Source organism: Nocardia cyriacigeorgica (genome assembly GCF_029868385.1).
Lineage (GTDB): Bacteria > Actinomycetota > Actinomycetes > Mycobacteriales > Mycobacteriaceae > Nocardia > Nocardia cyriacigeorgica_F.
Map to the genome: position 1 here is coordinate 112,777 of NZ_JARWNX010000043.1, position 12,770 is coordinate 125,546.

12 protein-coding genes are annotated in these 12,770 nt (G+C 68.2%); 5 read left to right on the forward strand and 7 right to left on the reverse strand.

Annotation, left to right across the window (positions count from 1 at the left end):
* Positions 1-151: 151 nt before the first annotated feature.
* Complete coding sequence (locus QH168_RS12650) at positions 152-442, reverse strand: YiaA/YiaB family inner membrane protein (protein ID WP_280234787.1); 291 nt, start codon at positions 440-442, stop codon at positions 152-154.
* A 128-nt stretch (positions 443-570) separates the two neighbouring features.
* On the opposite strand from QH168_RS12650, the gene QH168_RS12655 reads away from it, so the two are divergent.
* Positions 571-2,307 (forward strand): alpha/beta hydrolase, encoded by a 1,737-nt coding sequence (locus QH168_RS12655; protein ID WP_280234788.1) that lies wholly within the window; start codon positions 571-573, stop codon positions 2,305-2,307.
* A complete protein-coding gene (locus tag QH168_RS12660; protein WP_280234789.1) occupies positions 2,304-2,921 on the forward strand; it encodes a CPBP family intramembrane glutamic endopeptidase in 618 nt (205 codons plus the stop codon). The genes QH168_RS12655 and QH168_RS12660 overlap by 4 nt, the downstream gene beginning before the upstream one ends.
* Before the next feature lie 84 nt (positions 2,922-3,005).
* Here the strand turns inward: QH168_RS12660 and QH168_RS12665 are convergent, their stop codons facing one another.
* Positions 3,006-3,377 carry a sterol carrier family protein gene (locus QH168_RS12665; RefSeq protein ID WP_280234952.1) on the reverse strand — a complete coding sequence of 124 codons (372 nt, stop codon included), beginning with the start codon at positions 3,375-3,377 and terminating at the stop codon, positions 3,006-3,008.
* A 124-nt stretch (positions 3,378-3,501) separates the two neighbouring features.
* A complete protein-coding gene (locus tag QH168_RS12670) occupies positions 3,502-5,052 on the reverse strand; it encodes a YhgE/Pip domain-containing protein (protein ID WP_280234790.1) in 1,551 nt (516 codons plus the stop codon).
* Between the two features lie 213 nt (positions 5,053-5,265).
* Here QH168_RS12670 and purF point away from each other — a divergent pair, with 213 nt between their 5' ends.
* The gene (purF, locus tag QH168_RS12675; protein ID WP_280234791.1) at positions 5,266-6,846 is read left to right on the forward strand and encodes an amidophosphoribosyltransferase; all 1,581 of its coding nucleotides are present in this window, start codon (positions 5,266-5,268) and stop codon (positions 6,844-6,846) included.
* 76 nt (positions 6,847-6,922) lie between these two features.
* Positions 6,923-8,002 carry a phosphoribosylformylglycinamidine cyclo-ligase gene (gene purM / locus QH168_RS12680; RefSeq protein WP_163827632.1) on the forward strand — a complete coding sequence of 360 codons (1,080 nt, stop codon included), beginning with the start codon at positions 6,923-6,925 and terminating at the stop codon, positions 8,000-8,002.
* A gap of 360 nt (positions 8,003-8,362) precedes the next feature.
* Here purM and QH168_RS12685 read toward each other — a convergent pair whose 3' ends face one another.
* The 4 genes from QH168_RS12685 to QH168_RS12700 form a co-directional block, all read right to left on the reverse strand.
* Complete coding sequence (locus QH168_RS12685) at positions 8,363-8,590, reverse strand: DUF3073 domain-containing protein (protein ID WP_280234792.1); 228 nt, start codon at positions 8,588-8,590, stop codon at positions 8,363-8,365.
* A 164-nt stretch (positions 8,591-8,754) separates the two neighbouring features.
* Positions 8,755-9,708 carry an asparaginase gene (locus QH168_RS12690; RefSeq protein WP_280234793.1) on the reverse strand — a complete coding sequence of 318 codons (954 nt, stop codon included), beginning with the start codon at positions 9,706-9,708 and terminating at the stop codon, positions 8,755-8,757.
* Positions 9,705-10,412 carry an MOSC domain-containing protein gene (locus QH168_RS12695; protein ID WP_280234794.1) on the reverse strand — a complete coding sequence of 236 codons (708 nt, stop codon included), beginning with the start codon at positions 10,410-10,412 and terminating at the stop codon, positions 9,705-9,707. Before QH168_RS12695 ends, QH168_RS12690 begins: the two co-directional genes overlap by 4 nt.
* 11 nt (positions 10,413-10,423) lie before the next feature.
* Entirely contained in the window at positions 10,424-11,539 is a 1,116-nt protein-coding gene (locus QH168_RS12700; RefSeq protein ID WP_280234795.1) for a YgfZ/GcvT domain-containing protein, read from the reverse strand.
* A gap of 188 nt (positions 11,540-11,727) precedes the next feature.
* Here QH168_RS12700 and QH168_RS12705 point away from each other — a divergent pair, with 188 nt between their 5' ends.
* Positions 11,728-12,648: an aminodeoxychorismate lyase gene (locus QH168_RS12705; protein ID WP_280234796.1), complete on the forward strand. Its 921-nt coding sequence runs from the start codon at positions 11,728-11,730 to the stop codon at positions 12,646-12,648.
* The last annotated feature ends 122 nt before the right edge of the window (positions 12,649-12,770 follow it).

Consider the following 12,770-nt stretch of genomic DNA (forward strand, 5'->3'; position numbering starts at 1 on the left):
CCGCTGGGACCGAAAACGATACGACGTTCACCCCGTCCCGACCGGGACCCCTCGTACTGCCGGGCCCGGACGGGGTGAACGCTTGTGTGGGCACCGATCGGATCTGCCGCCCATGTGGTGACGCCCCGTTGCCGGTTCGGCCTCGACCGGTTCAGGCGACCGACTTGAACGGATCGTGCTCGGCGATCAGCTTCTCCATCCGAGCTTCGTCGATGCGTCCGCGGATGGAATCCGACTCGTGCTTGTCCCTGACGACCTTGGCCAGGGTGAAGCTGCTGGTCACCAGGAACAGAACGGTCATGCCGAGGAATCCGCGCTGCCACGGATCCAACGGCAGATAGAAGATTCCGACGCCCGCCCCGAACAAACTGATGCCGAACGCGATCGCGGCCTGGGCGATGTAGGCCGAGGTGGTTTTCGGCTGTGCGTTTGGTGTGCTCATGGTTATCGAGTGTGCGGCGCCGACGGCCGCGGCAACCGGGTACAACTACTCGAGCGCGGTGGGTAGTTGCCGCGCCGTTGGTGGGGCAACATTCCTGCATTGTCGTAGCGTGCCGCCATACTGTCCTGGTGCTCGAAACGGCGTCCACCCTCACGAAGCTGCGCACGCGCGGCGTCGCGGCGGTGCACCGTGCCGAGCAGATCATCGACCTGAACTACGTCGGGCTGGTGATCGCCACGGTGTTCTTCGCGCTGTCGGTCACCCCATCGCTGGTACCGCGCGACTGGATGTTCCAGGGCCTGATCAGCGGTATCAACGCCGCCATCGGCTACGGCGTCGGATGCCTGTTGGAATGGCTCTTCCGGCTGTGGGTGCGCCCCCGGCTGACCATGATCCCGGCACCGCCCACCTGGGTGCGTTACGGGGTGAAATCGGCGGTCCTGTTCACCTCCGCCGTCACCGCCGCGTACATGCTGGTGCAGTCGGCGCGCTGGCAGCGCGAGATCACCGCGCTGATGGGGATGGAGGGCACCACCACGCCCGCCTATCTGCGTACCGGGCTGCTCAGCCTCGCAATCGGCGTACTGGTCGTCGCGGTATATCGGACCGTGCGTGAGCTGATCCTGTTCCTGGCTCGTCAGCTCAACCGCTGGGTGAAGGTACCGCGTGAACTGGCGCCCGCGGCGGGATTCCTGGTGCTGGTGCTGCTGGCGGTCACCCTGTTCAACGGTGTGGCCACGCAGGCGTTCTTCGCGGTCGCGAATTCGGCGTTCAGCGTGCGCAACGACCACACCTCCGAGTATGCGGTGCAACCGCAGCTACCGGAGAAGTCGGGCAGCCCGATGTCGCTGGCGAAATGGGACACCCTGGGTTTCGAGGGCCGCTGGTTCGTCTCACACGGGCCCGACGCCGCCAGGATCACCGCGGTCACCGGGGCTCCGGCCAAGGAACCGATCCGGGCCTACGTCGGGCTCGAATCCGCCGAGAACGGCGAAACCCAGGCCGAACTCGCGGTCGCCGAACTCGAACGTGCGGGCGCGTTCGACCGGCAGGTGATCGTGGTGACCACCACGACCGGCACCGGCTGGGTGAATTCGATGGCGGCGGGCGCGATCGAGTACATGTACGGCGGCGATACCGCCATCGTCGCCACCCAGTACTCGTATCTGCCCAGTGTGCTGTCGTTCCTCGCGGACAAGGGGAAAGCGGCCGCGGCCGGGCGCGATGTGTTCGACGCGGTCTATCGGCACTGGTCCGCGCGGCCGGAGGACCAGCGGCCGAAACTGTTCGTCTACGGCGAAAGCCTCGGGTCGCAGGGTTCGGAGGAAGCCTTCGAGGGCCTGGCCGATCTGCGCGAGAAGGTCGACGGCGCGCTCTGGGTGGGCCCGCCGAACTCGAATCGGCTGTGGCAGCAGTTCGTCGCGCGTCGCGACCCGGGCTCGCGTGAGGTGGAGCCGGTGTACGCGGACGGGCTGGTGGTCCGGTTCGCCGCCGAGGCCGCCGATTTCACCCGACCGGGGCCGGAATGGCGCGCGCCGCGCATCGCCTATCTGCAACACCCGTCCGATCCCATCGTCTGGTGGTCGGCGGATCTGATCTTCTCGCAACCGGATTGGCTGTCCGAGCCGCGTGGAGCGGATGTGTCCGGGCGGATGCGGTGGGCGCCGTTCGTCACGTTCTGGCAGGTCACCGCCGATCTCACCAATGCGCAGGGCGTCACCGACGGGCACGGGCATCGTTACGGCAGCCTGGTGCTCGACGGCTGGGCCGCCATCGGGGCGCCGTCCGGCTGGAATCCCGAGCTGGCCGAACGGATCCGGCACGAGATCGAGATCTCCGAGGCGTACGAGCGGCAGATCAAATGAGTGCCCGCATCGCGCTGGCGGTGGGGCTGCCGCTGCTGTGGAGCAATACGGTGGTACCGCGTCTGCCCGCGGATATGCGGGTGCGGACGGTCGTCAACGCGAGCGTCGCCACCGGTTACGCGGCGGCATTCGGCGCTCGCCCGAATTGGTCCTCGGCGCGGGGGTGGCGTTACGGCCTCGGCTGCGCTGCCCTCGTCGCGGCCGGTTACGGTGCCGCGGCGGCCATCCCGGCCGTGCGTCGCGGGCTGGCCGATCGCCCCGACCGGGCACCCGAAGTATCGACGGCCGAATGGATCGGTGTGCACATTCCGATCGGCACCGTCTACAGCGAGGAACTCATCTTCCGCGCCACTCTCGACCCCTTGCTGGACAACGCTTTCGGTGCCCGCGTCGGCACGTTGCTCGGCGCCGCCACCTTCGGACTGTGGCATATCGCGCCCGCCCGCAGCGCGGGGGAGAACGTGGCGGTGACAGTCGCGACGACCACCGCCGCCGGTGCGCTCTTCGGCCTGCTCGGCCGCCACACCGGCAGCGCCGCCGCGCCGGCGCTGCTGCACTGGGCGATCAATGCGGGAGGCGTGCTGATCGCTCGATTCGCTGCCCGCTCGCGGTGAGGGACTGATCTACTCGGACCGCGCGGTCAGCGACTCGCCCATCGACCGCTCTTTGCCCCACTCGGATACCGCTGCCGGTCGCGCCTATCCGGTGGAGTCTGCGTCCAATCGCATGAGCGGCAGCCACCGTGACACCTCATCGGCGCGGCTGCCCGACGCGGTCAGCTCACCCGCATCCCGCGCGGCGGTGAAATCCAACAGGCCGGTGGCGAGCAGCAGCCAGGTGCGTGGGTCGGTTTCGACCACATTGGGCGGGGTTCCGCGCGTATGGCGCGGCCCTTCGATGCACTGCACGGCCACGAACGGCGGTACCCGTACCTCGACCGAATGTCCCGGCGCGGTTTCGGCCAGCGTGCGGGCCGTCATCCGTACGGCCGCGCCCAACTCGGCGCGGGTCGGCGCGGTCGCCGTGTCATCGAGCAGCCACCGGCGCACCGCCGTGACCGCGGCCCGCATCTCTCCCGGTTTCACCACCGCATATCGCACCACGGGCCGACCATACTGCGGCCCACCGACTCGATCCGCACCTGCACGACAGACGTGAGGTCGCGCACGTGCTGACAGCCCCACACCGTGCGGTCTAATCCGAATCGGCGCTGCCGGACGCGGGCTTGTCGGCGGCATCGTCCGATGCGCCGGGGGTCGCTGCGTCGGATTTCGCGTCGATAGGGGAGGGCTCGGCAGTGCTGGCGTCGGCAACTGTGGACTCGTCGCCGGCGGACTTGTCGCCGCCGGGTTCGTGGTCGACGGGCTCGTCGCCGACGGCCGTCGCGCCAGCAGCGACGCCCGTACCGGCCGCCGCACCCGCTGCAACCGCGACGCGATTCCCCCGATGCAACCCCTTGTAGTCGTAGTACCGCGTGATCACCGTGCCCAGTACCAAGGCGATGGCGAGGCCGAGCAGAGCCATCCATACGCCGCGGCTCAGGCCCGCGGCGAAGCTGCCGTCGAAGTACAGGATGGAGCGGACGGCGAGGAACACCTGATGCATCGGCTCCCAGGCGGCCAGCCAGTGGAAGTACTTGGGCGTCGCCTCGATCGGGACGGTGCCGCCGGAGGAGGGCAGGCCGAGGACGATGAACAGGATCAGGTTCACCAGCAGGCCCGCGGTGCCGATGGCCGCCAGGATGGACAGGCCGGTGATGCCGACCGCGGTCAATGCCAGCGCGCTGTAGAGGTACAGGCCGAGCGGATGGTCGATCGGCATGCCGAGGATCTTCGCCACACCCAGATAGACACCCGAGACGATATTGGCGGCGATCACCATCACACCCCATTTGATGAGCAGGGTGTTGAACCGGGAGATCGGCGTCGGCGGGAAATGCACGTACCAGGGGCCGTATTCGGTGGGTACGAAGCCGAGGGCGGCGTCGATCATCGTGTGGATGATCATCGCGCCGACCACGCCCGCCAGCAGAATCAACAGTGCGTAGAAGAACGCGGTCAGGCCCTGGCCGGTGCCGTCGGGCAGCGGACGGTACTGCTGGACGACGATCTGCACCGGATCTTCCAGCGCCACCCGCGCCGCACCGCTCGGCTCCGGGCTCGGCGGTGCGCCCGGCTCCGGCGCGAGCTGCGCGTTCACCTGGTCGGTGAGCTGCTGACCGACCTGCTGACGTACCTGGTGCAGCGCCTGATCGCCGACCCGCAACACGATCTGGGTGCCGAACGCGCCCATTCGCGGGTTGGTTTGCAGGGTGATGATCGGACGCTCGATATCGCCGGGGATGACGCTGCCGACGCCGAGAATGCCGAGTCGCTTACTGAAGTCACTGGGGATGACGATCGCCCCGTAGACCTGCCCCTGCTGCATCATCCGCTCGGACTCGCTGATGCCGACCACCCGCAGGTCGATCTTGTCCGCTGGCATGCCCTGCTGGAGCGCGTCGGCGATCTGTTTGCCGTAGTTCACCTGTTGCTGCGCATCGGGCGGCCCTGTGACGTCACCGACATCCTGGTTCACCAGCGCGATGGGGAAGTCGTGCAGATTGCCTTCCGGATCGGCGACGTAGTCGAGGTACATCACCCCGAGCAACGCTGTGAGCAGGGTCAATACGCCGATCGGCAGTAGTATGCGCACCCCGAGACGGCGATCCGACCCCTTCGCCGCTGCACTGTCCGTAGTCGTCACGGATCGCACGGTAACAGCCGGAAGGGCCGCGGATACGGCGCTCCGCCGCACCGGTCAACTGCGAGTTTGCCCACGCTTCGGTATCCACTCCGGCCGTGCGCGCCCCGATGACAGGCGCATCCGGGGCGACCTTCCAGGGGCGGTGGTGATCGTGGGCGTGGTTTCACCCGTAGAATGACGGTGCCCCCAGCCCGCCCGAACAGGGAGCACACGGTGACCAACGCCGACCTGCCGGTTGTCAGCAATCCCGCCCCCGCGGATCAGGACGAGAATCCACCACGCGAGGAGTGTGGCGTCTTCGGAGTCTGGGCGCCCGGCGAAGACGTGGCCAAACTCACGTATTACGGCCTGTATGCGCTGCAACACCGTGGCCAGGAGGCCGCGGGCATTGCGGTCGCCGACGGTTCGCAGGTACTGGTCTTCAAGGATCTCGGCCTGGTCAGCCAGGTGTTCGACGAGCAGACCCTGGCCGCGATGCCTGGCCATGTCGCCGTCGGGCACTGTCGCTACTCCACCACCGGCGCGACCACCTGGGAGAACGCCCAGCCGATCTTCCGCACCACCGCGGTCGGTTCCGGTTTGGCGCTCGGCCACAACGGAAACCTGGTGAACACGGCCGAATTGGCCGATCGGGCAAGGGAACTCGGAGTCCTCGGCGCCGCGCCACGCGGTGGCCGTCCCGGTCCGGTCGCCGCCACCTCCGACTCCGATGTGATGACGGCGCTGCTGGCCCATGCCGCCGCCGATTCCAGCATCGAGCAGGCCGCGATGAAACTGCTGCCCACCCTGAAGGGCGCCTTCTGCCTCACCTTCATGGATGAGCACACCCTGTACGCGGCCCGCGATCCGCACGGTGTGCGTCCGCTGTGCCTGGGCAGGCTCGACCGCGGCTGGGTGGTCGCCAGTGAGACCTCCGCGCTCGATATCGTCGGCGCCTCCTTCGTCCGCGAGATCGAACCGGGCGAGTTGCTGGCCATCGACGCCGACGGTGTGCGTTCGCTGCGTTTCGCCACGCCCGAACCCAAGGGCTGCGTCTTCGAATACGTCTACCTGGCCCGCCCCGACAGCACCATCTCCGGGCGTTCGGTGCACGCGACCAGGGTCGAGATCGGTCGCAGGCTGGCGGGCGAGCATCCGGTCGAGGCCGATCTGGTGATCCCGGTGCCCGAATCGGGCACCCCGGCCGCGGTCGGCTACGCGCAGGGCTCCGGCGTGCCGTACGGGCAGGGTCTGATGAAGAACGCCTATGTGGGCCGCACCTTCATCCAGCCGAGCCAGACCATCCGACAGCTCGGTATCCGGCTCAAGCTGAATCCGCTGCGCGAGGTGATCCGCGGTAAGCGCCTCATCGTCGTCGACGATTCCATCGTGCGCGGTAATACCCAGCGGGCGCTGATCAGGATGCTGCGGGAAGCCGGTGCGCTGGAGATTCACGTGCGGATCGCCTCACCACCGGTGAAATGGCCCTGCTTCTACGGTATCGACTTCGCCTCGCGGGCCGAACTCATCGCCAATGGCACCGGTTCCGACGACAGCTACGACGATATGGTGGAGAACGTGCGTCGCTCCATCGGCGCCGACAGCCTCGGCTACATCTCCACCGAGGGCATGATCGCCGCCACCGAACAGCCACGTACTCGGTTGTGCTGCGCCTGTTTCGACGGCGAGTACCCGATCCCGCTGCCCACCGAGGTTGCGATCGGGAAGAACGTGCTCGAAGGCATGCTCAACGGCCAGTCCGAGACCGCGCTGCTGGGCCAGAACGCCAACGCGAGCGCGTTGAGCAGGCCCTGAACTCGACGCGCCGACGCGCGACGGTAGCGTGATCAGGCAATCTATCCGCCGATTCGGTTTGGAGCTATCACCGAAAATGAGTGAACAGACCCCCAGTGGTGCCGGAGCCTCGTATGCCGCGGCCGGTGTCGACATCGAGGCCGGAGACCGCGCAGTCGAGTTGTTCGCACCATTGGCACGCAAGGCCAGCCGCCCCGAGGTCCAGGGTGGCCTCGGCGGTTTCGCCGGGCTGTTCGCGCTGAAGGGTGGTTACCGGGAGCCGCTGCTCGCCGCCTCCACCGACGGCGTCGGCACCAAGATCGCCGTCGCGCAGGCGATGGACAAGCACGACACCGTGGGGCTGGACCTGGTCGCCATGGTCGTCGACGATCTGGTCGTCTGTGGCGCCGAGCCGCTGTTCTTGCAGGACTACATCGCCGTGGGCAAGGTCGTCCCGGAGCGGGTCGCCGAGCTGGTCTCCGGTATCGCCGACGGGTGCGTGCGCGCTGGTTGCGCCCTGCTCGGCGGCGAGACGGCCGAACACCCCGGCCTGATGGACCCCGACGATTACGATCTGTCCGCGACCGGTGTCGGCGTGGTCGAAGCCGATGCGGTGCTCGGCCCCGACCGGGTGCGGCCGGGTGACGTGGTGATCGCCATGGGCTCCTCCGGCCTGCACTCCAACGGGTACAGCCTGGCCAGGAAGGTGCTGCTCGATATCGACCGCATGTCGCTGACGGGGCATGTCGAGGAGTTCGGCCGCACCCTCGGTGAGGAGCTGCTCGAGCCGACCCGCATCTACGCCAAGGACTGCCTCGCCCTGATCGCCGAGACCGATGTGCGCACCTTCGCCCATGTCACCGGCGGCGGGCTGGCCGCGAACCTGGCCAGGGTGCTGCCCGCGGGTCTGGTCGCCGAGATCGACCGCGGCACCTGGAATCCGGCGCCGGTGTTCAAGATGATCGCCCAGCGCGGACGGGTGGAGCGGCCGGAGATGGAGAAGACGTTCAATATGGGCGTCGGCATGGTGGCCGTGGTGGCGCCGGAAGACGTCGATCGCGCGCTGGCGGTGCTGACCGCACGGCATATCGAATGCTGGACCCTCGGCACGGTGACCAAGGCCAAGGATGCGGGCGCACCGCGTGCGGTCCTGGTGGGCGATCACCCGCGCTTCTGATTCGGTTCACGCGTCGCAGCCGGTCGGCCTTCGGGTCGGCCGGTTTTCGCGTCTTTCGGGGAGTTCGCACGGTGACGGCGAGTACCGCGGACGCCAACGGGGCGGTTGGTGCCGACGACGGAACGCGAGGGGAGTGGCGGCTGTCGAGGCGGATTCGGTGGCCCCGATACGAATGACGGGTGCCGATAGTGCCGAAGGCGTCGAGAGAACGCGGTGAGTGCTCGAACCGAGCTTTCGATCAGGTCTCGACGGTGCAGTCGAGACCTGACGTCCGGCGAACCTCAGCGGCGGGCGATGCGACCGGATGGCAACGACGGAAGGGGAGGCCGTCGGCCTCCCCCGTCATGCGTTGCCACCGTGTCAGCGTCGCCAGTCGTCGTAGTCGTCGTCCTCGTTGTTCCAACGGGACAACGGATCATCGGCATCGTGCTCATCGGACAGCACACCACTCCGCTGAGAGTGGGGGCTACCCGAGAGCTCGCTACCCGACAGCTCGCGCTGAAGGCTCGCGAAGTCGGTCGACGGCGAGCTGTACTTCAGCTCGCGTGCAACCTTGGTCTGCTTTGCCTTAGCCCGGCCACGGCCCATGGCTGACCCCCTCGCGTCACAGCGGGGCGGCCTGGGGATTGGTGGCGGCCCCGTTCGAATTAATACTCTTCCTGACAGACACTCTAGCGCGTGTCACGCGGTCGCGCTTCCAGGAGTGGGGGAACAGCTACCGAACCGAGGCCGTTTGCCCGATGCTCGCCTGACTACAGCACGCCGGGGATCGCGCGGACGACGCCGACCCGCGCACCACCACCGAGCACCGCAGGTGCCGCCAGCTCGGCAAGCGCATCCGACCACTGGATGCCCATCCGTTGCAGAATCGCCAGCGTCAGCGGCATCCGGGCCCGGTCGGCGCCGTCATCGATCTTGTAGGCGAACGCCGTTCCGTCGGGTAGCGCACCCGCGTGCACCCCGTCGGCGCCGATCTTGCACACCAGGCCGGGAGTGGCGCTCATGGCCAGCAGATCGGGGCCATTGGTGCCCGAAATCACTCGCGGATGGGTGCGGATGGCGTCGGCGACCCGGCGTCCTGGGGTGCCCGGTTCGGCGGTCGCCATCGCGGCGAACGCGCGGGCCAGATTGATCAGCGAGACCGGGATGATGGGCAGGCCGCAGCCGTCGATGCCCAGATCGGTTTCGGGTTCGCCGGTCAGCTCGATGACGGTCGAGATGACCGCCTGCTGGAGCGGATGGGCGCTGTCGAGATATCCGGTGGTCGGCCAGCCGTTGATCGCACAGGTGGCCAGCATCGCCGCATGTTTGCCCGAACAGTTCATATAGATCCGGCTCGGTGGCCGGTCGTGGCACAGCACCATGGCGCGGGCGCGTTCGTCCATCGGCAGATCGGGTGGGCATTCGAGGGCCGACTCGTCGAAACCGAAGCGGTCCAGCAGCCGCCGCACCAGGTCGATATGGTCGGGTTCGCCGAAATGCGAGGCCGTGGCGATGGCCAGTTCGGCATCGTCGACCGGATCGAATCCATTGCGCAGCAGGGTGACCGCCTGCATCGGCTTATTGGTCGAGCGCGGATAGATCGGCACGTGCACCTCGCCGAGCGCGCAGGTGGGATCGCCGTCGGCGCCGAGGACGACCACCGATCCGCGGTGCACGCATTCCCGGAATCCGGAACGGACCACCTCGACCAATTCCACGCTCACACTCGCGCTCCTGCCTTCAGCGGGTCGTCGTCGTCGCGTCGTCGCTGCGCGCGTTCGGCATTGACGCGGCGACGGGTGTGCCGGTCGATCTGCATGCGGATGTCGTCGGAGATGGTCGGCTCGGCGGCCAGCAGCAGTTCCAGACGGGTGGGATCGTCGCCGGTGAACACGTCACGGACGGTGATGCCGTGGTCGGGTACGTGCACCACATCGACCGTATCGCCGGCGCCGATCGTGCCTTCGGTGAGAACCCGCAGGTAGGTGCCGGTGTTGGCGCGTAGGGCGAATCGCTTGACCCACTGCTGTTCCCCGCTCCAGTGCTGGAAGGTCGCGCACGGCACACGCGGTGCGCTGACTTCGAGCAGGGTCTCGCCGATCGCCCAGCGGGCGCCAAGCACCGCATCGCTGACCGGCAGGCCGGAGATCCGCAGATTCTCGCCGAACCAACCAGCGGGCAGGTCCCGATCGAGTTCGGCGGCCCAGTCGGCGGCGTCTTCGTCGGCGTAGGCGTAGACGGCCTGATGGACACCGCCGTGGTTGACGGTATCGCAGACATGATCGCCGGCCAGGCCGAGCGCGCGCACCATTACCCGATCGGCGACCGGACGCTTGTCGATGGCGGTGCGGCCCACCCGGCCCGGTACCTCGAGTTCGGCGTGCAGTACGCACACCGCGAGGACCCGCCCGGTGTCACCGGTGCGCATGGGCGAGCCCATCAGCGGCCACGGAGCCGATCGACCGCTACGCGGCCCGCCTGGGGCGTGTCGTCGACCACGACCGAATCCGGGTCGATGGCCGCGGCCGTCGGGCCCGCCTCGAGCTTCGCGTCGACCGGGACGGCCCGCTTGACCAGCGCGAGGGCGATGGGGCCGTATTCGAAGTGGTCGATGACGGTGCCGATCCGGCCGACCGATCGGCCGCCCGCGGTCACCGCCTCGCCCGTGGTGGGGCGGTCGTCGGCCGAACCGTCCAGATGCAGCAGCACCAGCTGCCGGGGCGGCTTGCCCAGGTTGTGCACCCGCGCGACGGTTTCCTGCCCGCGGTAGCAGCCCTTGTCCAGATGCACGGCGCCGTGTTCGGTCACATCGCCGATCCAGCGGGCCTCGTGCGGGATGGTGCGCTCGTCGGTGTCGATCCCGATCCGCGGGCGCAGTGCGGCCACCCGCAACGCCTCGAAGGCCCACATACCGGCCGGTGTGGCGCCCGCCTCGGTGAGGGTGGTCCACCAGGCGGTGAGCCGCTCGCGGGGGACGATCAGATCGAAGGAGTCGGCCGTCGGCCACGGCATGCGGCGCAGGAAGCCGCCGCCGGGCAGCGGTACGGCGGCGTAGACCTCGGGCAGGGCTTCGATGCCCAGCGCCTCGATCAGTGTTCCGGCGTGCGGGCCGAGCAGGCTCAGGACCGCGTGATCGGTGGCCTCGCGTGGTTTCGCATCGGCCCAGAACACCATCTTGGTGAGGAAGTCGAGCAGGGCGGGGCCGCGCTCGGCCTCGGTGTCGATCCAGACCGTGCCGTCGAGGTCGGTGAGTACGAAATGATGCTGCACGCGGCCGTTGAGGTCGAGGTCCAGGCTCTCGGCGGAGTGACCGTCGGCCAGATTCGCCACATGCTGGCTGGTGATGGTGTGCAGCCAGCTGAGCCGCTCGGCGCCGGTGATGGCGAGTACGAAGCGGTGCGATCGGTCCACGATCGCCACGCGCTGCGTGGCGGCGCGTTGTTCACCGAAAGGGTCACCGTAATGCCACGCGACAGCGGCGTCGGGAGTTCCCGGCGCTCCCGCGACGGCTCCCGGAACAGCGAGGACAGGGCTGGGTGCGGCGACCACGGACACGCAACCCACTGTAGGCGCGTGCCGTGGGACGTGCCCGAAGCGCCCCGGGACTTTCACCGCGTCGGGCGGTCGACGGCGTCGCCGAGGGACGGCTCTGGGCGGCCCGATGGACCCGCGCCGGAGAACCAGGACATGGTCGTGCGGCCGTAGCCCGTCGTAGCGCGGCCTATTGGCCTACGCTTCTTCGCATGGTGGATCGAGTTCTTGTAACACTCGACGGCGAGGTCCGAGATGCGGACGCGCCGTTGCTGTTTGCCGACGATATCGGCGCATTGCGTGGTGATGGCGTTTTCGAGACGATTTTGATACGTGACGGCGCGGCCTGCGCCCTCGAATTCCATCTGGCCCGGCTGCGCCGCTCGGCTCAGGCACTCGACCTGCCCGAGCCCGAACTCGGTCGCTGGCGCGAGGCGGTCGAGACGGCGGCCAAGGAGTGGGGCTCCGAGCGGGAAGGGTTGATGCGGCTGGTGCTGACCCGCGGCCGCGATGCCGATCTCAACAGCATGAAGGCCTCGGTGACCTCGGGCGAGCTGTCGGAAACCGTGCCGGTGCCGACCTCGTTCGTGCTGGTGGTCGGGGTGCCGGAACGGGTGGCGAAGGCCAGGACCGAAGGCGTGTCGGTGGTGACGCTGGCGCGCGGTATCTCGATCGACCTCGCCCAGGCGGCGCCGTGGCAGCTGCTCGGCGCGAAAACCCTGTCCTACGCGACGAATATGGCCGCCCTGCGTTTCGCCGCGCGGATGGGCGCCGACGATGTGATCTTCACCAGCACCGAGAACCGGGTGCTCGAAGGTCCGCGGTCCACCGTGGTGATCGTGCGCGACAAGCAGTTGATCACCCCGCCCGCGAAGAACGGGGTGCTGCCTGGCGTCACCCAGCGCGCGTTCTACGCGGAGGCGCAGAAGGCCGGGTACGACTGCCGCTACGAATCGCTGTACACCGCGGACCTGCTGACCTGCGACAGCATCTGGATGCTGTCGAGCATCACATTGGCGGCGCGGGTGAATTCGCTGGACGGGCTTCGCATGTCGGCGCCGGACCACGCCGGTGAGATCGTCGAGCTGGTGGAGCGCGGCGTCGAACGCGCGGGCGCGATCGGCGATTGGTGATCGGCTCGCACTGACCTCTTCTCCCTGGGAACGGTCGGCGTGTCGTGTCGCTCGACACGTTGACCGGGGTGACCTGCCGCGTAATCTTTACTACGACACGTCGTAGATCGCCCAGGAGGTCG

Excerpts from the sequence above, each read along its gene's own strand:
- QH168_RS12695 (WP_280234794.1), bottom strand. The coding sequence starts at position 10,412 with ATGCGCACCGGTGACACCGGGCGGGTCCTCGCGGTGTGCGTACTGCAC.
- purM (WP_163827632.1), top strand. The coding sequence starts at position 6,923 with ATGAGTGAACAGACCCCCAGTGGTGCCGGAGCCTCGTATGCCGCGGCC.
- QH168_RS12665 (WP_280234952.1), bottom strand. The coding sequence starts at position 3,377 with ATGCGGGCCGCGGTCACGGCGGTGCGCCGGTGGCTGCTCGATGACACG.
- QH168_RS12650 (WP_280234787.1), bottom strand. The coding sequence starts at position 442 with ATGAGCACACCAAACGCACAGCCGAAAACCACCTCGGCCTACATCGCC.
- QH168_RS12705 (WP_280234796.1), top strand. The coding sequence starts at position 11,728 with ATGGTGGATCGAGTTCTTGTAACACTCGACGGCGAGGTCCGAGATGCG.
- QH168_RS12685 (WP_280234792.1), bottom strand. The coding sequence starts at position 8,590 with ATGGGCCGTGGCCGGGCTAAGGCAAAGCAGACCAAGGTTGCACGCGAG.
- QH168_RS12660 (WP_280234789.1), top strand. The coding sequence starts at position 2,304 with ATGAGTGCCCGCATCGCGCTGGCGGTGGGGCTGCCGCTGCTGTGGAGC.